The 23,531-nt window shown below is 60.2% G+C and carries 25 protein-coding genes and 1 pseudogene; 13 read left to right on the forward strand and 13 right to left on the reverse strand.

Annotated features, from left to right (window positions below; translation table 11 throughout):
* Positions 1-21: 21 nt before the first annotated feature.
* Positions 22-90, reverse strand: a pseudogene (locus ACIQV9_RS20695) (hypothetical protein); the annotation flags it as partial.
* A gap of 81 nt (positions 91-171) precedes the next feature.
* Here ACIQV9_RS20695 and tag point away from each other — a divergent pair.
* The 3 genes from tag to ACIQV9_RS20710 all read left to right on the forward strand — a co-directional run bounded on the left by tag (position 172) and on the right by ACIQV9_RS20710 (position 2,058).
* Positions 172-729, forward strand: coding sequence for a DNA-3-methyladenine glycosylase I (gene tag / locus ACIQV9_RS20700; RefSeq protein ID WP_109626998.1), 558 nt, complete (start codon positions 172-174; stop codon positions 727-729).
* A gap of 40 nt (positions 730-769) precedes the next feature.
* Positions 770-1,657: a lysophospholipid acyltransferase gene (locus ACIQV9_RS20705; protein WP_403105117.1), complete on the forward strand. Its 888-nt coding sequence runs from the start codon at positions 770-772 to the stop codon at positions 1,655-1,657.
* Between the two features lie 161 nt (positions 1,658-1,818).
* Positions 1,819-2,058, forward strand: a complete 240-nt coding sequence (locus ACIQV9_RS20710) for a PilZ domain-containing protein (protein ID WP_094469847.1) — start codon at positions 1,819-1,821, stop codon at positions 2,056-2,058.
* Here the strand turns inward: ACIQV9_RS20710 and ACIQV9_RS20715 are convergent, their stop codons facing one another.
* From ACIQV9_RS20715 to def, 5 genes are all read right to left on the reverse strand, one after another.
* The gene (locus tag ACIQV9_RS20715) at positions 2,059-2,373 is read right to left on the reverse strand and encodes a tetratricopeptide repeat protein (RefSeq protein ID WP_109627002.1); all 315 of its coding nucleotides are present in this window, start codon (positions 2,371-2,373) and stop codon (positions 2,059-2,061) included. It abuts the gene before it with no gap.
* A 134-nt stretch (positions 2,374-2,507) separates the two neighbouring features.
* Positions 2,508-3,881 carry a Trk system potassium transporter TrkA gene (gene trkA, locus ACIQV9_RS20720; RefSeq protein WP_403105122.1) on the reverse strand — a complete coding sequence of 458 codons (1,374 nt, stop codon included), beginning with the start codon at positions 3,879-3,881 and terminating at the stop codon, positions 2,508-2,510.
* Positions 3,882-3,903: 22 nt separating this feature from the next.
* On the reverse strand, positions 3,904-5,214 hold the full coding sequence (rsmB, locus tag ACIQV9_RS20725; RefSeq protein WP_403105125.1) for a 16S rRNA (cytosine(967)-C(5))-methyltransferase RsmB: 1,311 nt from the start codon (positions 5,212-5,214) through the stop codon (positions 3,904-3,906).
* The gene (fmt, locus tag ACIQV9_RS20730) at positions 5,211-6,170 is read right to left on the reverse strand and encodes a methionyl-tRNA formyltransferase (RefSeq protein WP_403105128.1); all 960 of its coding nucleotides are present in this window, start codon (positions 6,168-6,170) and stop codon (positions 5,211-5,213) included. Before fmt ends, rsmB begins: the two co-directional genes overlap by 4 nt.
* A gap of 57 nt (positions 6,171-6,227) precedes the next feature.
* Complete coding sequence (gene def / locus ACIQV9_RS20735; protein ID WP_010465519.1) at positions 6,228-6,734, reverse strand: peptide deformylase; 507 nt, start codon at positions 6,732-6,734, stop codon at positions 6,228-6,230.
* A 170-nt stretch (positions 6,735-6,904) separates the two neighbouring features.
* Here def and ACIQV9_RS20740 point away from each other — a divergent pair, with 170 nt between their 5' ends.
* The 3 genes from ACIQV9_RS20740 to ACIQV9_RS20750 all read left to right on the forward strand — a co-directional run bounded on the left by ACIQV9_RS20740 (position 6,905) and on the right by ACIQV9_RS20750 (position 9,726).
* The gene (locus tag ACIQV9_RS20740; protein ID WP_403105132.1) at positions 6,905-7,930 is read left to right on the forward strand and encodes a LysM peptidoglycan-binding domain-containing protein; all 1,026 of its coding nucleotides are present in this window, start codon (positions 6,905-6,907) and stop codon (positions 7,928-7,930) included.
* 80 nt (positions 7,931-8,010) lie between these two features.
* Positions 8,011-9,114, forward strand: a complete 1,104-nt coding sequence (gene dprA, locus ACIQV9_RS20745; RefSeq protein ID WP_403105135.1) for a DNA-processing protein DprA — start codon at positions 8,011-8,013, stop codon at positions 9,112-9,114.
* 54 nt (positions 9,115-9,168) lie between these two features.
* Positions 9,169-9,726, forward strand: coding sequence for an L-threonylcarbamoyladenylate synthase (locus ACIQV9_RS20750; protein ID WP_403105138.1), 558 nt, complete (start codon positions 9,169-9,171; stop codon positions 9,724-9,726).
* A gap of 114 nt (positions 9,727-9,840) precedes the next feature.
* Here ACIQV9_RS20750 and ACIQV9_RS20755 read toward each other — a convergent pair whose 3' ends face one another.
* Positions 9,841-10,818, reverse strand: a complete 978-nt coding sequence (locus ACIQV9_RS20755) for an NADPH:quinone reductase (protein WP_403105171.1) — start codon at positions 10,816-10,818, stop codon at positions 9,841-9,843.
* A gap of 163 nt (positions 10,819-10,981) precedes the next feature.
* Here ACIQV9_RS20755 and hemF point away from each other — a divergent pair, with 163 nt between their 5' ends.
* Together hemF and aroE are read left to right on the forward strand one after the other, a co-directional pair.
* On the forward strand, positions 10,982-11,896 hold the full coding sequence (hemF, locus tag ACIQV9_RS20760; RefSeq protein ID WP_403105174.1) for an oxygen-dependent coproporphyrinogen oxidase: 915 nt from the start codon (positions 10,982-10,984) through the stop codon (positions 11,894-11,896).
* A 13-nt stretch (positions 11,897-11,909) separates the two neighbouring features.
* Entirely contained in the window at positions 11,910-12,731 is an 822-nt protein-coding gene (gene aroE, locus ACIQV9_RS20765; RefSeq protein WP_403105177.1) for a shikimate dehydrogenase, read from the forward strand.
* An 88-nt stretch (positions 12,732-12,819) separates the two neighbouring features.
* Here aroE and ACIQV9_RS20770 read toward each other — a convergent pair whose 3' ends face one another.
* From ACIQV9_RS20770 to betC, 3 genes are all read right to left on the reverse strand, one after another.
* Positions 12,820-14,388 (reverse strand): SulP family inorganic anion transporter, encoded by a 1,569-nt coding sequence (locus ACIQV9_RS20770; RefSeq protein ID WP_403105180.1) that lies wholly within the window; start codon positions 14,386-14,388, stop codon positions 12,820-12,822.
* Positions 14,389-14,558: 170 nt separating this feature from the next.
* Positions 14,559-15,479: a choline ABC transporter substrate-binding protein gene (gene choX, locus ACIQV9_RS20775; protein WP_403105183.1), complete on the reverse strand. Its 921-nt coding sequence runs from the start codon at positions 15,477-15,479 to the stop codon at positions 14,559-14,561.
* Positions 15,480-15,495: 16 nt separating this feature from the next.
* A complete protein-coding gene (betC, locus tag ACIQV9_RS20780; protein WP_403105185.1) occupies positions 15,496-17,010 on the reverse strand; it encodes a choline-sulfatase in 1,515 nt (504 codons plus the stop codon).
* Between the two features lie 114 nt (positions 17,011-17,124).
* Between betC and ACIQV9_RS20785 the strand changes: the two genes are divergently transcribed.
* Entirely contained in the window at positions 17,125-18,075 is a 951-nt protein-coding gene (locus ACIQV9_RS20785; protein WP_403105187.1) for a choline sulfate utilization transcriptional regulator, read from the forward strand.
* Here the strand turns inward: ACIQV9_RS20785 and ACIQV9_RS20790 are convergent.
* Positions 18,062-18,739: an NAD(P)-dependent oxidoreductase gene (locus ACIQV9_RS20790; RefSeq protein ID WP_403105190.1), complete on the reverse strand. Its 678-nt coding sequence runs from the start codon at positions 18,737-18,739 to the stop codon at positions 18,062-18,064. The two genes, ACIQV9_RS20785 and ACIQV9_RS20790, sit on opposite strands and share 14 nt — an antisense overlap.
* 78 nt (positions 18,740-18,817) lie before the next feature.
* Here ACIQV9_RS20790 and ACIQV9_RS20795 point away from each other — a divergent pair, with 78 nt between their 5' ends.
* On the forward strand, positions 18,818-19,144 hold the full coding sequence (locus tag ACIQV9_RS20795; protein ID WP_403105193.1) for a DOPA 4,5-dioxygenase family protein: 327 nt from the start codon (positions 18,818-18,820) through the stop codon (positions 19,142-19,144).
* Here ACIQV9_RS20795 and ACIQV9_RS20800 read toward each other — a convergent pair whose 3' ends face one another.
* The gene (locus tag ACIQV9_RS20800; RefSeq protein WP_403105196.1) at positions 19,145-19,546 is read right to left on the reverse strand and encodes a GFA family protein; all 402 of its coding nucleotides are present in this window, start codon (positions 19,544-19,546) and stop codon (positions 19,145-19,147) included.
* A 419-nt stretch (positions 19,547-19,965) separates the two neighbouring features.
* Between ACIQV9_RS20800 and ACIQV9_RS20805 the strand changes: the two genes are divergently transcribed.
* Positions 19,966-21,273 (forward strand): CitMHS family transporter, encoded by a 1,308-nt coding sequence (locus tag ACIQV9_RS20805; protein ID WP_403105199.1) that lies wholly within the window; start codon positions 19,966-19,968, stop codon positions 21,271-21,273.
* An 85-nt stretch (positions 21,274-21,358) separates the two neighbouring features.
* On the forward strand, positions 21,359-22,126 hold the full coding sequence (locus ACIQV9_RS20810) for a TerC family protein (RefSeq protein ID WP_131059072.1): 768 nt from the start codon (positions 21,359-21,361) through the stop codon (positions 22,124-22,126).
* A gap of 149 nt (positions 22,127-22,275) precedes the next feature.
* Here ACIQV9_RS20810 and ACIQV9_RS20815 read toward each other — a convergent pair whose 3' ends face one another.
* Positions 22,276-22,557: a DUF6124 family protein gene (locus ACIQV9_RS20815; RefSeq protein ID WP_403105202.1), complete on the reverse strand. Its 282-nt coding sequence runs from the start codon at positions 22,555-22,557 to the stop codon at positions 22,276-22,278.
* Between the two features lie 439 nt (positions 22,558-22,996).
* Here ACIQV9_RS20815 and ACIQV9_RS20820 point away from each other — a divergent pair, with 439 nt between their 5' ends.
* Positions 22,997-23,521: a PAAR domain-containing protein gene (locus ACIQV9_RS20820; RefSeq protein ID WP_403105409.1), complete on the forward strand. Its 525-nt coding sequence runs from the start codon at positions 22,997-22,999 to the stop codon at positions 23,519-23,521.
* The last annotated feature ends 10 nt before the right edge of the window (positions 23,522-23,531 follow it).

The raw sequence follows: 23,531 nt of genomic DNA on the forward strand, positions 1-23,531 counted from the left end.
AAGTACCACACAACCTTGCTAGGCCCAGTATTGATGTAGTGCTATGATCAAGTCTTGGAAGGTACGCACGGCTGGCGTAGGCTGGCTCACGAAATTCACCTGTTTCTTGGGCTGCGATTTAAAGAGCGGGAGTATACCCGATTCGGTCCTGCGCACGCCCCCTGGAGCCTTATGCCACGCTGCTTTTGGTGTTCCGAAGATCCGCTGTACATGGCTTATCACGATCAGGAGTGGGGTACGCCGCTACGCGATGCGCAGGGTTTGTTCGAGTTGCTTTTGCTCGAAGGGTTCCAGGCCGGTCTTTCCTGGATCACCGTGCTGCGTAAACGTGAGCGATATCGCGAGGTATTGTTCGGCTTCGACGTACAACGGGTGGCGCAGATGAGCGACGCGGAAATCGATGAATTGATGCTCGATCCGGGCATTATTCGCAATCGTCTCAAACTCAATGCGGCCCGTCGCAACGCCCAGGCCTGGCTGGCGCTGGAGGATCCGGTGGAATTCCTCTGGTCCTTCGTCGGCGGCAAGCCTGTGATCAATCATTTCAAGGATCGCACCGAGGTGCCGGCGGTCACGCCGGTCGCGGTGGAGATGAGCAAAGGCCTGAAAAAGGCTGGCTTCACTTTTGTCGGTCCGACCATTTGCTACGCGCTGATGCAGGCCTCGGGCATGGTCATGGACCACACGCAAGACTGCGACCGCTACGCTCAGCTCGCCAACGGCGGTTAGAATGGCCGCCTCGCGCACAGCACAAGATCAGGAGTGACCTGTGGATAAGTTTAAAGGCGCCTTGCTGGTAGGCGCTCTGCGGCTGTTTGCCCTGCTCCCGTGGCGGGCAGTGCAAGCGGTGGGCTCGGCCATTGGCTGGGTGATGTGGAAAACCCCCAACCGTTCCCGCGATGTGGTGCGGATCAACCTGGCCAAATGCTTTCCGCAGATGGACCCGGCTGAACGCGAGCGTCTGGTGGGTCAGAGCCTGAAAGACATCGGCAAGTCCCTGACCGAAAGCGCCTGCGCCTGGATCTGGCCCGCCCAGCGTTCCATCGACCTGGTGCGTGAAGTCGAAGGCCTTGATGTGTTGAAGGACGCCCTCGCCTCCGGCAAAGGTGTGGTCGGCATCACCAGTCACCTGGGCAACTGGGAAGTGTTGAACCACTTCTATTGCAACCAGTGCAAACCAATCATCTTTTATCGTCCGCCAAAGCTGAAGGCTGTGGATGATTTGCTGCGCAAGCAACGGGTGCAATTGGGCAATCGGGTTGCCGCCTCCACCAAGGAAGGCATCCTCAGTGTTATCAAGGAAGTGCGCAAAGGTGGCGCAGTGGGCATTCCCGCTGACCCGGAACCGGCCGAATCCGCCGGAATTTTCGTGCCTTTCTTCGCCACCCAGGCGCTGACCAGCAAGTTCGTACCGAACATGCTCGCCGGCGGTAAAGCAGTTGGCGTGTTCCTGCATGCCCTGCGGCTGCCGGACGGTTCGGGTTACAAAGTCATCCTGGAAGCCGCGCCAGAGGCCATGTACAGCACCGATACCGAAACGTCCTGCGCGGCGATGAGCCAAGTGGTCGAGCGTTACGTGCGGGCCTATCCGAGCCAGTACATGTGGAGCATGAAGCGCTTCAAGAAGCGCCCACCGGGTGAAGAGCGTTGGTATTGAGTTGATTGGCATGATCTGTGGATAACTTGTAGGAGCGAGGCTTGCCCGCGAAAGCGATATAGCATCCAGCATCAATGTTGAATGTAATGATCTCTTCGCGGGCAAGCCTCGCTCCTACAGGGGTCAGGTTATCCACAACGGTTCATACAAGGGCGCAAAAGATGTCCGAACACCGCAAATCGTTTCGCATCAAGATCACTCACGAAAGCTTCGGCGAATGCCTCGGCCAGACGCGCAACCTCTCGACGACGGGCGTCTACGTCAAGCATCCGGGCTTGTCGTCGTTGCCTAAAGGCGCGGTGGTTTATGGACAGGTGCAGGACTTACCCACAGGTGCGCCGCGAGTGCGCATGGAAGTGGTACTTGTCGATGCCGATGGCATCGGCCTGCGCTACCTCTGATCAGTGCGCCTGACGCTCAAGCTTCTTCAAAAACACCGTCATCTCCTTCTCTGCCTGCTTGTCGCCATGGGCGCGGGCCGCTTCCAGGCCTTGCTCCCACGCCTGACGCGCAGCCGCAAAGTCTGCCAGCGCCAGATGGGCCTTGCCTAACAGCTTCCAGGCCGCCGAATATTTTGGATCAAATTCGACGCAACGCTGGAAATGTTCAGCGGCCTTGGCGTTTTCCCCAAGATCCAGATAGCCCTTGCCCAGGCCGAAGCGCAGCAATGAGTTATCCACACCCTTGGCGAGCATTTTTTCCAGGGATTCGAGCATCGTTCGCACCTCTTTAGACAGCGATCGTTCCCACGCTCCGCGTGGGAATGCCTCAATGGACGCTCAGCGTCCGCTTCGGCAGGGACGCGGAGCGTCCCGGGCTGCATTCCCACGCAGAGCGTGGGAACGATCAGTTAGAAGAAGCTAAGCCCAACATGGAACAGCTTCTCCACATCCCGAATATGCTTTTTGTCCACAAGGAACAGAATCACATGGTCGCCCGCCGCGATCACCGTTTTGTCATGGGCAATGATCACTTCTTCATCACGAATGATCGCGCCAATCGTCGTCCCCGGCGGCAAACCGATGTTCTCGATGGCCTTGCCAATCACCTTGCTCGACTTCGCATCGCCATGGGCAATCGCCTCGATGGCTTCCGCCGCCCCGCGGCGCAATGAGTGCACGCTGACAATATCGCCGCGCCGCACGTGGGCCAGCAGCGTGCCGATGGTCGCCAGTTGCGGACTGATGGCGATGTCGATATCGCCGCCCTGGATCAAATCCACATAAGCCGGGTTGTTGATGATGGTCATCACCTTCTTCGCGCCCAGGCGCTTGGCCAGCAGCGAGGACATGATGTTGGCTTCGTCATCGTTGGTCAGGGCCAGGAAGATATCTGCGTCGGCAATGTTCTCCTCCATCAGCAAGTCGCGGTCGGAAGCACTGCCCTGCAACACCACGGTGCTGTCGAGGGTGTCCGAGAGATGGCGGCAGCGGGCCGGGTTCATCTCGATGATCTTCACCTGATAACGGCTTTCGATCGCTTCGGCCAGACGCTCACCAATCTGCCCACCGCCGGCGATGACGATGCGTTTGTAGGTTTCATCCAGGCGGCGCATTTCACTCATCACCGCACGAATATTCGCCTTGGCGGCGATGAAAAACACTTCGTCATCCGCCTCGATCACCGTATCGCCCTGGGGCAGGATCGGCCGGTCACGGCGGAAAATCGCGGCGACGCGGGTTTCAACGTTGGGCATGTGTTCACGCAACTGGCGCAGTTGCTGGCCCACCAACGGTCCGCCGTAGTACGCCTTCACCGCCACCAGTTGCGCTTTGCCTTCGGCGAAGTCGATTACCTGCAACGCGCCCGGATGCTGGATCAGGCGCTTGATGTAATTGGTCACAACCTGTTCCGGGCTGATCAGCACGTCCACCGGAATCGCTTCGTTATCGAACAACTCGGAGCGCGTCAGGTACGCGGCTTCGCGGACCCGGGCGATCTTGGTCGGGGTGTGGAACAGGGTGTGGGCGACCTGACAGGCCACCATGTTGGTTTCGTCACTGTTGGTCACCGCCACCAGCATGTCGGCATCGTCCGCGCCGGCCTGACGCAGCACCGTCGGCAACGAGCCGCGGCCCTGCACGGTGCGGATGTCCAGCCGATCGCCGAGGTCGCGCAGACGCTCGCCGTCGGTGTCGACCACGGTAATGTCGTTGGCCTCGCTGGCCAGATGTTCTGCCAGCGAACCGCCGACCTGCCCTGCGCCGAGGATGATGATTTTCATCCAGTCACTCCCTTAAAACCGGTTAACCGCGCGCGGCGGCGATCTTGATCAGCTTTGCGTAGTAGAACCCGTCGTGGCCGCCTTCCTGGGCCAGCAACTGGCGACCGTGAGGTTGCTTGATGCCGGCCGCCGTGGCCAGGTCTAGTTCACGGGCGCCCGGCGTGCGAGCGAGGAAGGCTTCGATGACTTCAGTGTTCTCGGTCGGCAGCGTGGAGCAGGTGGCGTAAAGCAGAATCCCGCCGACCTCCAGAGTTATCCACATGGCATCCAGCAATTCGCCCTGAAGCACCGCCAGTGCAGCGATGTCGTCGGGTTGGCGAGTCAGCTTGATGTCGGGGTGACGTCGGATCACGCCGGTGGCCGAGCATGGCGCATCCAGCAAAATACGCTGGAAGGGTTTGCCGTCCCACCAGGTCGCCGTGTCGCGGCCATCGGCGGCGATCAGTTCGGCGCTCAGGCCCAGGCGTGCGAGGTTCTCGCGCACCCGCACCAGACGCTTGGCTTCCAGATCCACCGCCACGACGCCTGCCAATGCAGGCTCGGCTTCGAGGATGTGGCAGGTCTTGCCGCCCGGGGCGCAGCAGGCATCCAGTACCCGTTGGCCCGGCGCCAGGTCGAGCAAGTCGGCGGCCAATTGCGCGGCCTCGTCCTGCACGCTGATCCAGCCTTCGGCGAAACCCGGCAGGCTGCGCACGTCGGCGGCGGTTTCGAGGATGATGCCGTCCTGACTGTAAACGCACGGCGTGGCGGCGATGCCGGCCTCAGTCAGCAGCCCAAGGTAAGCATCGCGAGTGTGGTGGCGGCGGTTGACTCGCAGAATCATCGGCGGGTGCGCGTTGTTCGCCGCGCAAATGGCTTCCCACTGCTCGGGCCAGAACGCCTTGAGGGATTTTTGCAGCCAGCGCGGGTGGGCGGTGCGCACCACAGGGTCGTGTTCCAGCTCGGCCAGCAGCGCTTCGCTTTCACGCTGGGCGCGGCGCAGCACGGCGTTGAGCAAGGCCTTGGCCCAGGGTTTTTTCAGCTTGTCGGCGCAACCGACGGTTTCGCCGATGGCGGCGTGGGCCGGGACGCGGGTGTAGAGCAATTGATAGAGGCCGACCAGCAGCAGCGCCTCGACATCGGCGTCCGCAGCCTTGAACGGCTTCTGCAACAACTTGGCCGCCAGCGCCGACAAACGCGGTTGCCAGCGAGCCGTGCCGAAGGCCAGGTCTTGGGTGAAGCCGCGATCACGGTCTTCAACCTTGTCCATTTGTGTCGGCAGCGAACTGTTGAGTGAAGCTTTTCCGTTAAGAACAGCAGCGAGTGCCTTGGCGGCGGCCAGACGTGGATTCATTGAGTGTCCGCCGCTTGACCGAGCACGGTGCCGACGGCGAATTTCTCGCGACGGCTGTTGAACAAGTCGCTGAAGTTCAGCGCTTTGCCGCCGGGCAATTGCAAACGGGTCAGGCACAGAGCCTGCTCACCGCAAGCGACGATCAAGCCGTCCTTGCTGGCGCTGAGGATTTGCCCCGGTGCGCCCTGCCCTTCGGCGAGGCTCGCGGCCAGCACTTTCAGCGCTTCGCCGTTCAGTGTGCTGTGGGTGATCGGCCACGGGTTGAACGCGCGGACCAGGCGTTCCAGCTCAATCGCCGGACGGCTCCAATCGATGCGCGCTTCGTCTTTGTTCAATTTGTGAGCATAGGTGGCGAGGCTATCGTCCTGCACTTCGCCTTCCAGTGTTCCGGCGGCGAGGCCGGCAATCGCCTGGATCACGGCCGGCGGGCCCATTTCGGCGAGACGGTCGTGGAGGCTGCCGCCAGTGTCCTCAGCGGTGATCGGTGTGGTGACTTTCAGCAGCATCGGCCCGGTGTCGAGGCCCAGTTCCATGCGCATCACGGTCACACCGCTTTCGCTGTCGCCGGCTTCGACGGCACGCTGGATCGGAGCCGCTCCGCGCCAGCGTGGCAGCAACGAGGCGTGGCTGTTGATGCAACCCAGGCGCGGAATATCCAGCACCGCTTGCGGCAGGATCAAGCCATAGGCGACCACCACCAGCAAATCCGGCGTGAGCAAGGCAAGTTCAGCCTGGGCGTCTTCGTTGCGCAGCGTCGGCGGCTGCAACACCGGGATGTTGTTTTCCAATGCGAGTTGCTTGACCGGGCTTGGCATCAGCTTTTGCCCACGGCCCGCCGGACGGTCCGGCTGGGTGTAAACCGCGACGATCTCGTAAGGGCTGTCGAGCAGGGCCTTGAGGTGTTCGGCGGCGAATTCCGGGGTGCCGGCAAAGACGATGCGCAGTGGCTCAGTCATGGGAGCAATCTCTGAAAAGAAAAAGGCTTGCCGCAGCAAGCCTTTGAAAGAAGGGCATCAAGCGTTCTGGCGATGGAGCTTTTCCAGTTTCTTCTTGATTCGGTCGCGTTTGAGGTTCGACAGGTAGTCGACGAACAATTTGCCGTTGAGGTGGTCGCATTCGTGCTGGATGCACACGGCGAGCAGGCCTTCGGCAATCAGTTCGTAAGGCTTGCCGTCGCGGTCCAGGGCCTTGACCTTGACCTTCTGCGGGCGATCGACGTTTTCGTAGAAGCCCGGCACCGAGAGGCAGCCTTCCTGGTATTGCTCCATCTCGTCGGTCAACGGTTCGAACTCGGGGTTGATGAACACCCGTGGTTCGCTGCGGTCTTCGGAGAGGTCCATCACGACGATACGTTTGTGCACGTTGACCTGGGTCGCGGCGAGGCCGATGCCTGGCGCTTCATACATTGTTTCAAACATGTCATCGACCAACTGACGCACTTCGTCGTCCACTACGGCCACAGGTTTGGCGATAGTGCGCAGGCGAGAGTCGGGAAATTCGAGGATGTCTAAAATGGCCATAAGCTTAATTGCTGCACGTGTGAGGTAAAGTCGGGTCGATGGCCTGGCAGGTCCGAAGATGCAGGCTACCGTTGTGAAGCGTAGCTCCTTTTCTTTTGTCAAAGAGTCTGGAGCGAGCCACGAGGGCTCTGGCGTTTCACGCGAACGCACATAATAAAGGGATTCACCGCATGAGGAAATCACTACTCGCCTTGCTCCTTCTGGCCTCGGCCGGTTTGGCGCACGGGCAAGTGCAACTCAAGGAAGGTTTTCCACAGCAATACACCGTGGTGACGGGCGACACACTCTGGGACATTTCCGGAAAATTCCTCCGGGAGCCGTGGAAATGGCCGGAACTGTGGCAGGCCAATCCACAGATCGAAAACCCCAATCTCATCTATCCCGGCGACTCGCTCTCGCTGGTCTATGTCAACGGCCAGCCGCGCCTGACCCTCAATCGCGGGGCTTCGCGCGGCACCATCAAGCTCTCGCCACGGGAGCGCAGCTCGCCGGTGGCCGATGCGATCCCGAGCATTCCGCTGAAATCGATCAACAGCTTTCTGCTGAGCAACCGCATCGTCGACAAGGTCGAGGACTTCGACAAGGCGCCCTACATTGTCGCCGGCGATGCCGAACGCGTGCTCAGCGGCACCGGTGACCGCATCTTCGCCCGGGGCCATTTCGATCCGAACCAGCCGGTGTACGGGATCTTCCGTCAGGGCAAGGTCTACACCGATCCGCAGAGCCAGGAGTTTCTGGGGATCAACGCCGACGACATCGGCGGCGGCGAAATCGTTGCCACCGAAGGCGACGTCGCCACCTTGGCGCTGCAACGCACGACTCAGGAAGTGCGTCTCGGCGACCGTTTGTTCAGCGGTGAAGAGCGCTCAATCAATTCAACCTTCATGCCCAGTGCGCCAAAAAACCAGATCAATGGCCTGATCATCGATGTGCCGCGCGGGGTTACCCAGATTGGCGTGCTGGATGTCGTGACCCTGAACAAGGGTCAGCGCGATGGCCTGGCCGAAGGCAACGTGCTGGTGGTGATGAAAACCGGTGAAACCGTGCGCGACCGGATCACCGGTCAGCCGCTGAAAATCCCCGATGAGCGTGCCGGTTTGCTGATGGTGTTCCGCACTTACGACAAGCTCAGTTACGGGTTGGTCCTCAACGCATCGCGCTCGCTGGCGGTGATGGACAAGGTGCGAAATCCTTAAGCCTGCTCCACAAGTTACCAACAGAGTTATCCACAGCTTATTCCCGTTTGAACGGGGCTCATAACGATCAAGGATGATCCATGTCGCTGTCTGCCGTCACACCGGTTTCCCCTGCGGAACTGGAAGCTCGTTTACGTCTGCACCGTTTGCCGCAACTCGGCCCGGCGCGTTTCAAGAAATTGCTCGAAGCCTTCGGCTCGGCGTCCAAAGCCATCAGCGCGCCCGCCAGCGCCTGGCGTTCGCTGGGCTTGCCACTGGCGTGCGCCGAAGCACGCCGCGCCAACGAAGTGCGCGATGGCGCGGCGCACGCATTAGCCTGGCTAGAGCGTCCGGGCCAGCATTTGCTGATGTGGGACCAACCTGAGTATCCGGCGCTGTTGGCGGAAATCAGTGATGCGCCGCCGCTGTTATTCGTGGCAGGCGACCCCGACATTTTGGAAAAACCGCAATTGGCGATGGTCGGCAGTCGTCGCGCTTCGCGACCGGGCATGGATACCGCAGCGGCATTTTCGCGCAGTCTTGCCGGCGCCGGTTTCGTCATCACCAGCGGTCTGGCGCTGGGCATCGATGCTGCTGCGCATCAAGCCGCGCTGGACGTGGGCGGGCGAACGGTCGGGGTACTTGGCACGGGACTTGAAAAGTTTTATCCACAGCGCAATCGGCGGCTGGCGGATGCCATGATCGCGTCGGGCAGTGCGGTGCTTTCCGAGTTCCCGCTGGACGCCGCCCCCAGCGCCGGCAACTTCCCTCGGCGCAACCGGATCATCAGCGGTTTATCCCTTGGCGTGTTGGTGGTCGAGGCGAGTGTCGCCAGCGGTTCATTGATCACGGCGAGGCTGGCGGCGGAGCAAGGACGCGAGGTGTACGCGATTCCAGGGTCGATCCACCACCCTGGCGCCAAGGGTTGTCATCAATTGATCCGCGACGGGGCGATGCTGGTGGAAACCATCGAGCATATCCTCGAAGCCTTGCGCGGCTGGCAACGGATGCCCTTATCCACAGAAACGCTGCAGATACCCACTCACCCACTGCTCCTGTTACTTCACGCCGCGCCCCACACCAGTGAAGCGTTGTCGGTCAGCAGTGGCTGGGCCTTGTCCAAAGTGCTGGCAGCGCTGACGGAACTGGAAATGGAGGGCCAGGCCGTGTGCGAAAGCGGGCGCTGGTTTGCGCGGGTGAGCTAGGTTTTATAAGGAAGATCGGTAAACTGCGCAGAGCCTTATTCCGGAGAGTTTTTCATGGTCAACAGTTGGCGTGTGCAACAAGCCGCACAAGCCGTTCGCGCAGGGGCAGTGATTGCCTACCCCACCGAAGCGGTCTGGGGTCTGGGTTGCGATCCGTGGGACGAAGAGGCGGTGTACCGTCTGTTGGCGATCAAGGGCCGGTCTGTGGAAAAGGGCCTGATTCTGGTCGCAGACAACATTCGTCAGTTCGACTTCCTGTTCGAAGACTTCCCTGAACTGTGGATGGACCGCATGGCCAGCACCTGGCCGGGGCCGAATACCTGGCTGGTGCCGCATCAGAATCTGTTGCCGCAGTGGATTACCGGCGTGCATGAAACCGTGGCGCTGCGGGTTAGCGATCATCCGTTGGTGCGGGATTTGTGCGCGGCGGTCGGGCCGTTGGTTTCAACGTCAGCCAACCCGCAGGGCCGGCCGGCTGCGCGCACGCGCATTCGCGTCGATCAGTATTTCCGTGGGCAGGTGGATTACGTGTTGGGCGGGAATCTGGGTGGGCGCAAGAATCCGAGCGTGATTCGCGATCTGGCGACCGGGAACGTCATTCGCCCGGATTGAGACCGCGTCATCGTTCTTCGCGGGCGAGCCTCGCTCCTACAGGATTTCAGTCGTTCACATAGTTCGTGTTCGACCGCAGACCTGTAGGAGCGAGGCTTGCCCGCGAAAGCGTCCTCAAGGCAACAAAACAGTCGAGCCAGTGGTACGCCGCGCCGACAACTCGGTCTGCGCCTTCGCCGCTTCAGCCAACGGATATTTCTGGCTGATGTCCACCGTCAGCTTGCCGCTGATGATCATTTCGAACAGCTCATCCGCCATGCGTTGCAGGTTTTGCGCGTTATTGGCGTAGGTCGCGAGCGTAGGCCGGGTCACGTACAACGAACCCTTCGCCGACAATATCCCCAGGTTCACCCCGTCCACTGCGCCAGACGCATTGCCAAAGCTCACCACCAGACCCCGTGGTGCCGCGCTGTCGAGCGAGGTCAGCCAGGTGTCCTTGCCGACGCCGTCGTACACCACTGGGACTTTTTTCCCGTCAGTCAATTCCAGCACCCGTTGTGCGACGTTTTCGTGGCTGTAGTCGATGGTCGCCCACGCGCCGTTGGCCTTGGCCAGCGCGGCTTTCTCCGGTGAGCTGACTGTGCCGATCAACTTCACGCCCAAGGCCTTGGCCCATTGGCAGGCCAGGGAGCCGACACCGCCCGCAGCGGCATGGAACAGGATGGTTTCGCCACCCTTGAGTTCATAGGTCTGACGCAACAGGTACTGCACGGTCAGGCCCTTGAGCATCACCCCGGCGGCCTGTTCGAAACTGATCGCGTCCGGCAAGTGCACCAGATTGGCTTCCGGCAACACGTGAACGTCGCTGTAGGCGCCCAACGGGCCGCTGCCGTAAGCCACGCGATCGCCGACCTTGAACCGCGTCACTTCGCTGCCCACTGCCTCGACCACGCCCGCACCTTCCGAGCCCACGCCCGATGGCAGGGCGGGCGGCGGATAGAGGCCGCTGCGGTAATAAGTGTCGATGAAATTCAGGCCGATGGCCTTGTTCGTCACGCGAACCTGCTGCGGGCCGGGCTCGGCGGGTTGATAGTCAACGTACTCGAGCACTTCGGGGCCGCCATGGGCGCGGAACTGGATACGCTTTGCCATCAGAACTCTCCTAAGGTCATTTGCGAAGCTCCCTATCGGACTCCTACTCTTGATCCTCGTCAACTGCGGCGGGCCCATCTGCGATGTTATGCTACGCGCCCATTTGCGCCGGCCCCTGCTCCGATGGAGCGCCGCGTAGCTTTGCCCGATTCAAGGTGATGACATGACCACCCGCACCGAGGCCGTAAAAGCCTACCTGCTCGACCTGCAAGATCGCATTTGCGCTGCCCTGGAAGTTGAAGACGGTGGCACGCAATTCGTCGAAGACGCCTGGACCCGGCCTGCCGGCGGTGGCGGTCGCACGCGAGTGATCGAAAACGGCTCCGTGATCGAAAAGGGCGGCGTCAACTTTTCCCACGTCTTTGGCAGCGGTCTCCCGCCGTCCGCCAGCGCCCATCGCCCGGAGCTGGCCGGCCGTGGCTTCGAAGCCCTGGGCGTGTCACTGGTGATTCACCCACACAACCCGCAGGTGCCGACTTCCCACGCCAATGTGCGCTTTTTCATCGCTGAAAAAGAAGGCGAAGAACCGGTCTGGTGGTTCGGCGGCGGTTTCGACCTGACCCCTTATTACGGCAATGAAGAAGACTGCGTGCACTGGCACCGCGTCGCCGAGCAGGCCTGTGCGCCGTTCGGTCCGGATGTTTACCCGCGTTACAAGGCCTGGTGCGACAGCTACTTCCACATCAAGCATCGCCACGAGCCACGGGGCATCGGCGGTCTGTTCTTCGATGACTTGAACGAGTGGGACTTCGACACCAGCTTCGCCTTCATGCGCGCCATCGGTGACGCCTACATCGACGCGTACTTACCGATCGTGCAGCGCCGCAAGAATGATGCGTTCACCGCCAAGCAGCGCGAATTCCAGGAATTCCGCCGTGGCCGCTATGTCGAGTTCAACCTGGTTTACGACCGTGGCACGTTGTTCGGCCTGCAATCGGGCGGGCGTACCGAGTCGATCCTCATGTCCCTGCCACCGCAGGTGCGGTGGAGCTATGACTGGAAAGCCGAGCCGGGCAGCGAAGAAGCTCGCCTGACCGAATACTTCCTGCAAGACCGCGATTGGTTGGCCAAGGCCTGAACGAGGAGTTCTGATGGACCGTTACGTCGTATTCGGTAACCCGATTGGCCACAGTAAATCGCCGCTGATCCACCGCTTGTTCGCCGAGCAGACCGCTCAGCAACTGGACTACAGCACCTCGCTGGCGCCACTCGACGACTTTTCCGACTTCGCCCGGGCGTTTTTCCTCGAAGGTCGCGGGGCGAATGTAACGGTGCCGTTCAAGGAACAGGCTTATCGCTTGGCCGACAGCCTGACGGAACGTGCGCAGCGGGCCGGCGCGGTAAACACCTTGAGCAAACTCGCCGATGGCACGTTGCTGGGTGACAACACCGACGGCGCCGGGCTGGTGCGGGACCTGACGGTCAACGCCGGTTTTAGCCTCAAAGGCAAACGCATCCTGCTGCTCGGTGCCGGCGGCGCGGTGCGCGGTGCGCTGGAGCCGTTGCTGGCCGAGCAACCCGCCTCGGTAGTCATCGCCAATCGCACGGTGGAAAAAGCCGAACTGCTGGCGGAATTGTTCGCGGACCTGGGGCCGGTGTCGGCCAGCAGTTTCGATTGGTTGAAGGAGTCGGTGGACCTGATCATCAACGCGACGTCCGCCAGTCTGTCTGGGGACATCCCGCCAATTGCCAGCAGTTTGATCGAGCCGGGCAAGACAGTGTGCTACGACATGATGTACGGCAAGGAACCGACCTCGTTCTGCCGCTGGGCCAGTGAGCATGGCGCGGCGGTGTCGATGGATGGGTTGGGGATGCTCGCTGAACAAGCGGCGGAAGCGTTCTTTCTGTGGCGCGGCGTGCGACCTGACACGGCGCCGGTACTGGCCGAACTCCGCCGCCAGCTCGCCCTGTAACGTTGTAGGAGCGAGGCTTGCCCGCGAAGGCGTCCTCAAGTACGCCAAAAGCTTCGCGGGCAAGCCTCGCTCCTACAGGGTGTGATGTTCAATCTTCAAACCGGATCGGGCATTTCTCCGCGCCTTCCAGCTTGCGCAACTCCTCCACCACCTGCGGCCGTGCGCGGCGCAAGGTCAGGCTGCGATCCTGCTTGAGCAGCCGTCGCGCTTCCTGATGCAGCATCTCCACCCCTGAATAGTCGATAAAGTTGATCTGCTGCGCCTCGATCACCACCCGCGCGCCGTGCATCCGTTGCAGGCGTACTTGCAGGTAATGGCTGGCGCCGAAAAAGATCGAACCGCCTACCCGCAGAATGTCTTCATCGCCTTCGCGCCAATGCTGCACGCGGGGTTGCGAAGTACGTTTGAGGTAGAAGAACAGCGAAGCCAGCACCCCGGCATAGATCGCTGTCTGCAACTCCAGCAATAACGTGGCGACACAGGTCAGCGCCATGACCAGGAATTCGGCGCGGCTGACCCGCAACAGCGCGCGAATGCCGCGATGGTCCACCAATCCCCAGGCGATCAACAAAATGCTGCCGGCCATGGCCGGGATCGGAATGTGAGCGATTAACGCTGCACCAAAGATGGCGAACAGCGCCACCCACAGCGCTGAAAATACGCCGGCTAACGGTGAGCAGGCACCCGCTTCGTAACTCAGGCCCGAGCGGGTAAAGGAACCGGCTGACAGCGATCCGGAAAAAAACGCCCCGACCATGTTCGAGAAACCCTGGGCGCGTACTTCCTGGTTGGCATCGAGCAATTGCTGGGAGCGAGCCGACAAGGAACGGGCAATCGACAGGCTCGTCACCAACCCGAGCATCCCCACCGCCACGGCGCTGGGCAGCAGGCGCAGGATCAGATCCAGGTCGAGCGGCAGCGGACTGAAGGGCGGCAACCGCCCGACAAACGCGCTGACCAACTTCACATGGCCGAACATCGACGGCCACAACCAAACCAGCAATCCGCTCAGCGCCAAGGTGATCAGGAGCGTCGGCCAGCGTGGCAGCAGTAATTTCAGGATCACGCCCACCCCGACGGTGGCCAGCCCCAGCATCAACGAAGGTTTATCCACAAAACCGAGGTGTTTGACCACCATCAAAAAGCTGTCCAGCGCGGTGGATTGATTGGGCAGGTCCAGCCCCAGCAGGTTCGGCAACTGGCCGATGGCAATCACCACCGCCGCGCCGAGGGTGAAGCCCAGCACCACCGAGTGAGAAACGAAATTCACCAGGGCGCCGAAGCGCAGCAACCCGAGCAGCCACTGGAAAATGCCGGCGAGCAGTGTAAGAAGCAAGATCAGGGTGACGTAGTCCTCTGACGCGGGAACGGCCAGAGGACTGACACTCGCGTAGAGGACGATGGAGATCGCCGCTGTAGGACCACAGATCAGATGCCACGACGAACCCCAGAGGCAAGCGATCAGCACCGGGATGATAGCGGCGTACAAGCCGTATTCCGGTGGGAGACCGGCGATCAGGGCGTAGGCAATGGATTGCGGTAACGCAAGAATGGCGCCGCTGAGGCCAACGATCAGGTCACGCCCGACGCTGGCGCGGGTTTGCCGGGGCAACCAGGAAAGGAAGGGGAAGAGTGAATGGCGGCTGGGGAAGGCCATGGGTCCTCTCGGGTGGGGTTTTGCGCAAGGGTATCAGGACCCTGCGCTGATCGTTCCCACGCTCTGCGTGGGAATGCATCCCGTGACGCTCCGCGTCACATCTTGAAGCGGACGCGGAGCGTCCATGGCGGCGTTCCCACGCAGAGCATGGGGGCGATCGGCGGAGGGAGTTAGAGTTTGGCTTTTACTGCCGCCAACGCATCCTTCCCATCCACTGTCTTCACACCATCCAGCCATTTATCCAGCACGGCGGGATTGGCCTTGATCCACGCCTTGGCCGCATCGGCATTGCTGACTTTCTTGTTCACCACCTCGGCCATGATGCTGTTCTCCATTTCCTGGGTGAAACTCAGGTTGGTGAGCAGCTTGCCCACGTTCGGACAGGCCTGTGCATAACCTTTGCGGGTCAGTGTATAAACGCTGCCGGTGTCGCCGAAGTACTTCTCGCCGCCTTTCAGGTAATGCATTTTCAGCTGCACGTTCATCGGGTGGGGCGTCCAGCCGAGGAAGGTCACGAACTTCTGTTTCTTCACCGCGCGGGACACTTCGGCCAGCATGGCCTGCTCGCTGGACTCGACCAGTTTCCACTGACCCATGTCGAAGTCGTTCTTCTTGATGATCTCTTGCAGCGAGATGTTCGCCGGGGCGCCCGAACCGATGCCATAGATCTTCTTGTCGAACTTGTCGGCAAATTTATTCAGGTCGGCAAAGTTATGCACACCCGCGTCCCACACGTAATCCGGGACCGCCAGGGTGAATTCGGTGCCGTCGAGGTTCTTCGCCAGTTGCGTGACATCGCCCGTGGCGACGAATTTGTCGTAGAAGCCCTGCTGCGCTGGCATCCAGTTACCCAGAAACACGTCGACCTGGCCATCCTTCAGCCCGCCAAAGGTAATCGGCACCGCGAGGGTGTCGACCTTGGCCTTGTAGCCCATGCCGTCCAGCAGAAATCCGGTAATGGCGTTGGTCGCAGCGATGTCGCTCCAGCCCGGATCGGCCATTTTCACCGTGTCGCAGCTCTGATCGGCAAAGGCCGATGCACTGCCCAGAGCCAGTAGCCCGACCGTCAGTACTGTGGATAACTTTTGCATGGACTTCCCCTTAACATTATTGGTTTTGGCAGGGTTGTGGATAACGTGCTTTACGTTCCAGATCGTCGAGGTCGATGTGGTTGCGCATGTACTGCTGACTGGCGTCCACCAGCGGCTGGTGATCCCAGCTCTTCAGCTTGCCGATGGTCAGCGCCTCGGCGACGAAACGCCGGCGACGCTGGCTCGCGAGCACCTGTTGGTGGATCGCCGGAATGTCCCATTTAGCCCGTGCTTCAGCCAGAAATTCCTCGAACAGCGGCCGATGTTGCGGCGATTGACTGAGTTCTTCCTGTTCGCGCGGGTCGTTGTGTACGTCGAAGAGTAGGCAAGGGTCGTCTTCGCTGTAGATGAATTTGTAAGCGCCACGGCGGATCATCATCAAAGGACTGATAGTGCCTTCGGCCATGTATTCGCCGAAGACTTCGTCGTGACCGCCCTGCCCTTGCAGGTGCGAGACCAGCGAGCGACCGTCCAGCGGCAAGCCCGGTTCCAGCGAGCCGCCGGCCAGTTCGACGAAGGTGGGCAACAGGTCAGCGGTGGAAACGGCAGCACTCACTCGCCCGGCGCCGAATTGTCCCGGCGCACTGATCAACAGCGGTACCCGGGCGGCCATCTCGAACCAGTGCATTTTGTACCAGAGGCCACGCTCGCCGAGCATGTCGCCGTGGTCACCAGAGAAGACGATGATGGTGTCATCGATCAGCCCGGTATCTTCGAGTGTTTGCAGGAGTTTGCCGACGTTGCTGTCGATATAGCTGCACGCACCGAAATACGCGCGACGCGCATCGCGAATCTTATCCACAGGCAGCGGCTTGTCCCACAGGTCATAGACCTTGAGCAGACGCTGGGAATGCGGATCGAGTTCGGTTTGCGGTGGGGTTTGCGGCAGCGGGATGTCGGCATCGTCGTACATGTCCCAGAAAGCCTTGGGAATGGTGTACGGATCGTGTGGGTGCGTCATCGACACGGTCAGGCAGAACGGCTGATCGCCATCCTCGCGGATGTGATCGAACAGGTATTGCTGGGCCTTGAACACCACCTCTTCGTCGAAATCCAGCTGATTGGTGCGCACACACGGCCCGGCCTGCAGCACCGAAGACATATTGTGGAACCAGGTCGGACGCACGTCCGGCTCATCCCAGTTCACCGACCAGCCGTAATCGGCCGGGTAGATGTCGCTGGTCAGGCGTTCTTCATAGCCGTGGAGCTGATCCGGACCACAGAAATGCATCTTGCCCGACAGCGCGGTGCGGTAGCCGAGGCGACGCAGGTAGTGGGCATAGGTCGGTACATCGGCGGGGAAATCGGCCGCGTTGTCGTAGGCGCCGATCTTGCTCGGCAACTGACCGCTGACCAGGGTGAAACGCGACGGCGCGCACAGTGGGCTGTTGCAATAAGCGGCGTCGAACACCACGCCTTCGGCGGCGAGGCGGCTGAGATTAGGTAATTTGATGGGCGAGGGACCGTAGAACGGCAACATTGGCGCGGCCATCTGATCGGCCATGATGAAAAGAATATTCTTGCGCTTCATGTGATCGCGGCATTCCATAGTGAATATTTATGCGAGAGTGCTGCGATCGAGCATGGAGTCCATGCACTTCGTGGTAAAGCCCATGCACGGCAATGACTAGGATAAGTATCGCTTATGTATGACGCCCTTGGAAATTTGTCGCTGGACCTGCTGCGAGCGTTTGAGGCGGCGGCCCGTCATCGCAGTTTTACCGCCGCAGCGGTAGAGCTGGGCACCACGCAGCCCGCCGTCAGCCAACAGATCAAACGGCTGGAAGAACAACTTACGGTGCGGCTGTTTGACCGGATCTACCGTGGCATCGAGTTGACTGAGGCGGGGACCATTCTTTTCGAGCAGGTTCAGCTCGGTTTGCAGAATATCGATGCCGGATTAAGCGCGATCAGCGCACAGCATCAACATGAGGTCTTGCAGGTGGCCACGGATTTCGCCTTTGCCGCGTATTGGCTGATGCCCCGATTGCACCGCTTTCATAAAGCCAATCCCCAAGTCGACGTCAGCCTGGTAACCAGCGAGCGCAATCACAACATGCTGCGCACTGATATTGATGTGGCGGTGTTGTTTGGGGATGGCCGCTTTAAACAGGGCGAAAGCCATTGGCTGTTCAGCGAAGAAGTGTTTCCGGTGTGCAGCCCGCTGCTGTTGAAGGATCGTCCCCTGCCCTTGCCGGCCCAGTCATTGCTGGAATTTCCGCTGCTGCACCTGCGCGGCGAAAACAGCAGCAACTGGTTCGACTGGAGTGGCGTCTTTCGCGAGTTGGGGATCACGTCGGCACCGGCCCCCGGGCAATTGCGCTTCGACAATTACACGTTGCTGATTCAGGCGGCGATTGGCGGCCAGGGCGTGGCGATCGGCTGGCGGCACCTTGTGGATAACTTGCTGGCGCAGGGTTTGTTGTGTCGACCGATAGCCGACACGGTGATTTCCAGACTCGGCTATTACGTGGTTCTGCCCCAGCGAAAACGGCGTGGGGCATTGATCCAGCAGTTTGTGGATTGGTTGATGGCTGAACAGGCCAGCAGTGCCCAATCGCTGAATGGTTTACCGCTTCCGTCTATCGCGGTGTAGGGTCGGTTGAAACGAAGTTCACGTGTTCGCGAACGTGAAGATTGAGCTGCAGCTCATCGGCAATCCCCACCGCCACGCGGTTCAACCGTTCAAGCGGTTCGGCCAGACCCGGTTCAAGGCTGCTGCTCACATGGCTGAAATGTTCGATCGTCAACCCCGGTACGCCGCGAGGTGCATTCACCAGGGTCCAGTGCAAGGCACTGCTTTGCAGCGCATCAAGGATTTCCTCGGCGGCATGCCGCTGGAGGAGATCCAGCGCTTGCGCCTCGGTTTCGTCGAGTTCGGCGAAATCCCCGACTAGAAACAGCCGGGCAATGCCGGCCGCCTGCATGCCCGCGATCAGCGCATCCACGGCCAACACCTGTTCGACCGGGCCTGGCACGATGGTTTTTTCCACCGTCTCGCTGTTGAACGGCAGCCCCGGTGCGTCCAGCAGGCAAATAACCGCCGAACTGCCCGCCACGCTTTGCTTGACGCGTTCAGGCTCGAACAGATCGCCGGTCTTGGTGCGCAATCCCGGGCGCGGTGGGAGCGCCGTCAGGTCATCCAGAATTGCGATCACTTCATGTTGGCGCCTTAGCATTTCAGCCATCAGCGCACTGCCGAGGCTACTCATGGCACCATAAAGCACCACTTTCACCACCGGGGTTTCGGCATTTTTCATCGCTGGGACTCCTTGTTCTATATGGCGTGTGACCTGTAGGAGTCGGTGAGGGTTCGACTGGGTTTTTGAGGGTTTCAGATGCAACAGATCAAGGGTTACCACGCCCATGTCTATTTCGGCGCCGGCAGCATTGATCAGGCGCGAACGCTGTGTGAGCACGCCGCGCAGGTGTTCCCGCTGAAAATGGGCCGTATGCACGAACGCCCAGTGGGTCCGCACCCGGACTGGAGTTGCCAACTGGCGTTCGGGCCGGAGCTGATCGGCGACGTGTTGCCGTGGCTGGCGCTCAACCGCAAGGGTTTGGTGGTGTTCTTGCACCCGGACACCGGCGACGATTTGCTGGACCACACCGAACACGCCATCTGGATGGGCGCGATCCGGCCGCTGGATCTGTCTATTTTTTGATCAGAGGCTTTCTTCGGCTTCACCCGGCAGGTGCTCGTCCAGGTGCAGCCAGGGTAAACGGCTGTCGGTCCAGATGTGCCGCTCGGCCGGCGCCTGCCCCGGGTGATCGAGGGTGGCGATGGTCAGGTCGATGCTCTCGGGGCTGAGATGCGTGGTGAGCGCCAGTTGCGCCCCGCAGTTCGGGCAGAAATAGCGCACGCAGGTGGTTGAAGATTTGTACTGCGCCGGCGTTCCTTTCAACCATTTAAAGGCTGATGCGGGCACGGTTATCCAGGTCGTCACGATTCCGCCGCTGACTCGCCGGCAGATTGAGCAGTGGCAGTGGGCGATGTCGTGTAACGGCCCGCTGAATTGATAGCGCAGGTGTCCGCAGTGGCAGCCGCCGGTGTGAATGTCGGTCATGACCTTTCCTCCTGATGCGTTTGTGCCTACGCCATCGCGAGCAGGCTCGCTCCTACATTGGTTTTGTGTACGACACAGATCCAGTGTGGGAGTGAGCCTGCTCGCGATGGCCGCAACTCGGTTTAACTCCCTGCCCCGGTCCGACGACCGGTAGCCCATCCGGTCAATGCTTTCCTCAGCGAAAGCTGGCTGAAAGCTTCCCCGATTAGGATCGCCCCCACTGCCGGCAAAAGACCGGTCGGCCAATGCCAGTGTTTTATCGCTCGCACAGCCCATTTAACAACAACAATGGTGATTCTGATGTCCTTTGCTACCCGCCGCTTCGTTGCAACTCCGCCCGTACGCCTCGTGCTTCCCGTTCTGCGCTGACCTCACCCGGTTCGCCCATTCCCTAGCCGCGCTACGCCTGGAGTATTCCCATGCTGACTTTCCTTGGCTTCGCCATGGTCATCACGTTCATGTTCCTGATCATGACCAAGCGCCTGTCCGCGCTGATCGCCCTGATCATCATTCCTATCGTCTTCGCCCTGTTCGGTGGTTTCGCGCCGAAGATCGGCCCGATGATGCTCGAAGGCATCACCAAGCTTGCGCCAACCGGCGTGATGCTGATGTTTGCCATTCTGTATTTCGCCCTGATGATCGACTCCGGCCTGTTCGACCCGGCCGTGCGCAAGATCCTCAAACTGGTCAAGGGCGACCCGCTGAAAGTGTCGGTCGGCACCGCGGTACTGGCGCTCGTCGTTTCCCTCGATGGTGACGGCGCGACCACTTACATGATCTGCGTGGCCGCGATGCTGCCGCTCTACAGCCGCATCGGCATGAGCCCGCGGATCATGGCCGGCCTGATCATCCTCGCCGGTGGCGTGATGAACATGACCCCATGGGGCGGCCCGACTGCCCGAGCGGCGAGTGCGCTGCACGTGGACCCGTCCGACATTTTCGTACCGATGATTCCGGCGATGGCGTTCGGCGTGGTGGCAATCCTCTTGATTGCTTACTTCTACGGCAAGCGTGAGCGTGCGCGTCTGGGTGAGCTGCACCTGGTGGGCGATGAGATCGACCACAGTGAAATCAGCGTTTCGCAATTCCCGGATGCCCGTCGTCCAAAACTGATCTGGTTCAACGGCGCCCTGACCCTGGGCCTGATGTGCACCCTGATCGCGGGCCTGTTGCCGCTGCCCGTGTTGTTCATGGTGGCATTCAGTATTGCCATGATCGTCAACTATCCTTGCCTGCAACAGCAGAAGGATCGCGTCGCGGCTCACGCCGGTAGCGTACTGGCGGTGGTCGGTTTGATCTTCGCAGCGGGCATCTTCACCGGTATCCTGACGGGCACCGGCATGGTCGATGCCATGTCGAAAAGCCTGCTGGCGGTGATCCCTGATTTCCTCGGCCCGTACCTGGCCGTGATTACCGCGCTGGTGAGCATGCCGTTCACGTTCTTCATGTCGAACGACGCATTTTATTACGGCGTGTTACCAGTACTTGCCGAAGCAGCCAGTCATTACGGTATAACCGCGGTTGAAATGGCACGTGCCTCGATCGTCGGTCAGCCCGTCCACCTGTTGAGCCCGCTGGTACCATCGACTTACTTGTTGGTGGCCCTGGCTGGTATTGATTTTGGTGATCACCAGCGCTTTACCCTGAAGTGGGCAGTGCTGGTGTGCATGTGCATACTGGTTGCAGCATTGCTGATGGGGATTTTTCCGCTGTTCAGCACTCTATAAGCCCAAGACTCACCACAACGGGTCCAGGCTTCGCTGTTTGAAGCCCGGGCCCGTTCTGGTTTAACACTCGCTCAAAGGAATACACATGGAATGGCTGACCAACCCTGAAATCTGGGTTGCCTTCTTTACCCTGACCGCCCTGGAAATCGTCCTGGGTATCGATAACATCATCATGATTTCGATCCTGGTCAGCCGCATGCCCAAACACATGCAGCAGCGAACCCGGATCTTCGGCCTGGCGCTGGCAATGGTCACGCGGATCCTGTTGTTGCTGTCGATCACCTGGGTCATGCGCCTCACCGCCGACCTGTTCGAAATGTTCGGCCAGGGTATTTCCGGGCGAGACCTGATCCTGTTCTTCGGTGGTCTGTTCCTGCTGTGGAAGAGCTCGCAAGAGATGTACCACGCGCTGGAAGGCGAGGATGAGACCCACGAGGAACCGACCGCCAAGGGTGGCAGCTTCCTGTACACCATCATCCAGATTGCGATTATCGACATCGTGTTCTCCCTGGATTCGGTGATCACCGCCGTGGGTATGGTTTCCCATGTGCCGGTCATGGTCGCTGCGATCATCGTCGCCGTACTGGTGATGATGCTGGCGGCTGGCACCATCAGCGAATTCATCGACAAGCACCCGTCGCTGAAAATGCTGGCGCTGTCGTTCCTGTTGCTGGTCGGTACTGTGTTGATTGCCGAGTCCTTCGAAGTGCATTTGCCAAAAGGCTACGTGTACTTCGCCATGGCGTTCTCGCTGGCGGTGGAAGCGATCAACATCAAGATGCGCACCGCGATTGCGAAAAAACGCAAACAGCAAGATCCGGTGAAACTGCGCAAGGACATTCCGGGGCAGTAACCCGAACCTGTGCACTGGCTGGTGTCAGTCAGTGCACAAAACCTGTGGGAGCGAGCTTGCTCGCGATGGGGCCATTACATTCAACATCGATGTTGACTGAGAGGCCGCTATCGCGAGCAGGCTCACTCCCACATTTTTTTGCTCAGTGATTACCCAGGCGGATCGAGGTTATCCAGCACTCGATTCACCGCCAACTCCCCCAACATGATGTTTTGCTGAATCCCCAGCAGGGTATTGCGATGCGTGCCTTCCATTCGTGCGGCGAAATCACTGGCCATGACACTGGCCGACGCCAACGACTCGCAGGCGTGAGCGAGCAGGGTTTCGTTATCGACCTTTGGGTCTATGAAGAAGATCGTGCTGGGTTTGCGTGGTGGGAAGTCGTGGGGGACCGGGTCGGTGTCCGGTGGGTTGGGCGTTGCCTTGAACATAGATAGAACTCCAGTACTGGTTACATGGAGCCTTCACTCTCGCTACCAAACGAAGGTGGCGGCCATACACAGGTTGGTAGACCGGAGTACTGGAACCGGCGCCCCCGAAGGGACCCTGCGCATGGCCACCATAAGCTACGACCTGAAAAAGCGTCCGCAAAAAGTGGCTATGCGCCAGACTCCGGGCTACCAAACCCGATCGCTGTTTTTAGCGATGGATAAACGATAAAGAGCAGGGTCAAGGCGCACAAGCCGGCGGATTCTGGCGTAGCCGTAGGCAACGACGCAAGACGTTGTAGCCTCCGAGAAGTAACGCCGGATGTCTTTAAACACGCACTGCAAAAACGCGTGAATCACACCAAAACAACCGACTGCTTACCGACGGATTTTTTCCAAAGGTTGACGCACAGAGCTCTGGTGGTTAGCGTCCCTCGCTCGCATCAAACGACAAAGCCAAGGAATGCATATGTCTGGAAAACCGGCTGCACGCCTCACAGACCCGACCACCTGTCCCCTTCCCGGCCACGGCACCAACCCGATTGCCAGCGGCTCACCCGATGTCTTTTTCAACGGTCTCGCCGCCGCTCGGGTCAGCGACAAATGCACCTGCGGCCAGGTCCTGAACGGCGGATTTTCTTCAACCGTGTTCATCAACGGCCTGAACGCCATGACGCTCGATAGCACCACCAGCCATGGCGGTGTGGTAATTGGCGGCTCCGGCAACGTCATCATCGGCAGCTCTCATACCCCCACGCCATTCATTCCGCCCCTGCCGATCATTGGTCAGCCCTTGGTCGAGTTCAAAGCCATCAGCGCCGGCAATGGCGAGCCGATTGCCCAACAGGACTACGAAATCGAAACCGCCGAAGGCCGCATCGTCAAAGGCCAGACCAACGCTGAGGGCATGACCCAAAGCGTCGCTACCCTGCAGCCTGACCTCGCCGTAGTCCGCTGGACTGTCTGACGCCTCAAGG

Source organism: Pseudomonas sp. NPDC099000, from assembly GCF_044759925.1.
Classification (GTDB): Bacteria; Pseudomonadota; Gammaproteobacteria; order Pseudomonadales; family Pseudomonadaceae; genus Aquipseudomonas.

What these genes read in the sequence shown, in the direction of transcription:
- hemF (WP_403105174.1), top strand. Translation starts at nt 10,982, where the DNA reads ATGACCACCCGCACCGAGGCCGTAAAAGCCTACCTGCTCGACCTGCAA.
- ACIQV9_RS20770 (WP_403105180.1), bottom strand. Translation starts at nt 14,388, where the DNA reads ATGGCCTTCCCCAGCCGCCATTCACTCTTCCCCTTCCTTTCCTGGTTG.
- ACIQV9_RS20800 (WP_403105196.1), bottom strand. Translation starts at nt 19,546, where the DNA reads ATGACCGACATTCACACCGGCGGCTGCCACTGCGGACACCTGCGCTAT.
- def (WP_010465519.1), bottom strand. Translation starts at nt 6,734, where the DNA reads ATGGCCATTTTAGACATCCTCGAATTTCCCGACTCTCGCCTGCGCACT.
- fmt (WP_403105128.1), bottom strand. Translation starts at nt 6,170, where the DNA reads ATGACTGAGCCACTGCGCATCGTCTTTGCCGGCACCCCGGAATTCGCC.
- ACIQV9_RS20805 (WP_403105199.1), top strand. Translation starts at nt 19,966, where the DNA reads ATGCTGACTTTCCTTGGCTTCGCCATGGTCATCACGTTCATGTTCCTG.
- ACIQV9_RS20790 (WP_403105190.1), bottom strand. Translation starts at nt 18,739, where the DNA reads ATGAAAAATGCCGAAACCCCGGTGGTGAAAGTGGTGCTTTATGGTGCC.
- choX (WP_403105183.1), bottom strand. Translation starts at nt 15,479, where the DNA reads ATGCAAAAGTTATCCACAGTACTGACGGTCGGGCTACTGGCTCTGGGC.
- ACIQV9_RS20815 (WP_403105202.1), bottom strand. Translation starts at nt 22,557, where the DNA reads ATGTTCAAGGCAACGCCCAACCCACCGGACACCGACCCGGTCCCCCAC.
- ACIQV9_RS20795 (WP_403105193.1), top strand. Translation starts at nt 18,818, where the DNA reads ATGCAACAGATCAAGGGTTACCACGCCCATGTCTATTTCGGCGCCGGC.
- trkA (WP_403105122.1), bottom strand. Translation starts at nt 3,881, where the DNA reads ATGAAAATCATCATCCTCGGCGCAGGGCAGGTCGGCGGTTCGCTGGCA.
- aroE (WP_403105177.1), top strand. Translation starts at nt 11,910, where the DNA reads ATGGACCGTTACGTCGTATTCGGTAACCCGATTGGCCACAGTAAATCG.
- ACIQV9_RS20715 (WP_109627002.1), bottom strand. Translation starts at nt 2,373, where the DNA reads ATGCTCGAATCCCTGGAAAAAATGCTCGCCAAGGGTGTGGATAACTCA.
- ACIQV9_RS20785 (WP_403105187.1), top strand. Translation starts at nt 17,125, where the DNA reads ATGTATGACGCCCTTGGAAATTTGTCGCTGGACCTGCTGCGAGCGTTT.
- tag (WP_109626998.1), top strand. Translation starts at nt 172, where the DNA reads ATGCCACGCTGCTTTTGGTGTTCCGAAGATCCGCTGTACATGGCTTAT.
- dprA (WP_403105135.1), top strand. Translation starts at nt 8,011, where the DNA reads ATGTCGCTGTCTGCCGTCACACCGGTTTCCCCTGCGGAACTGGAAGCT.
- rsmB (WP_403105125.1), bottom strand. Translation starts at nt 5,214, where the DNA reads ATGAATCCACGTCTGGCCGCCGCCAAGGCACTCGCTGCTGTTCTTAAC.
- ACIQV9_RS20710 (WP_094469847.1), top strand. Translation starts at nt 1,819, where the DNA reads ATGTCCGAACACCGCAAATCGTTTCGCATCAAGATCACTCACGAAAGC.
- ACIQV9_RS20740 (WP_403105132.1), top strand. Translation starts at nt 6,905, where the DNA reads ATGAGGAAATCACTACTCGCCTTGCTCCTTCTGGCCTCGGCCGGTTTG.
- ACIQV9_RS20810 (WP_131059072.1), top strand. Translation starts at nt 21,359, where the DNA reads ATGGAATGGCTGACCAACCCTGAAATCTGGGTTGCCTTCTTTACCCTG.
- ACIQV9_RS20755 (WP_403105171.1), bottom strand. Translation starts at nt 10,818, where the DNA reads ATGGCAAAGCGTATCCAGTTCCGCGCCCATGGCGGCCCCGAAGTGCTC.
- betC (WP_403105185.1), bottom strand. Translation starts at nt 17,010, where the DNA reads ATGAAGCGCAAGAATATTCTTTTCATCATGGCCGATCAGATGGCCGCG.
- ACIQV9_RS20750 (WP_403105138.1), top strand. Translation starts at nt 9,169, where the DNA reads ATGGTCAACAGTTGGCGTGTGCAACAAGCCGCACAAGCCGTTCGCGCA.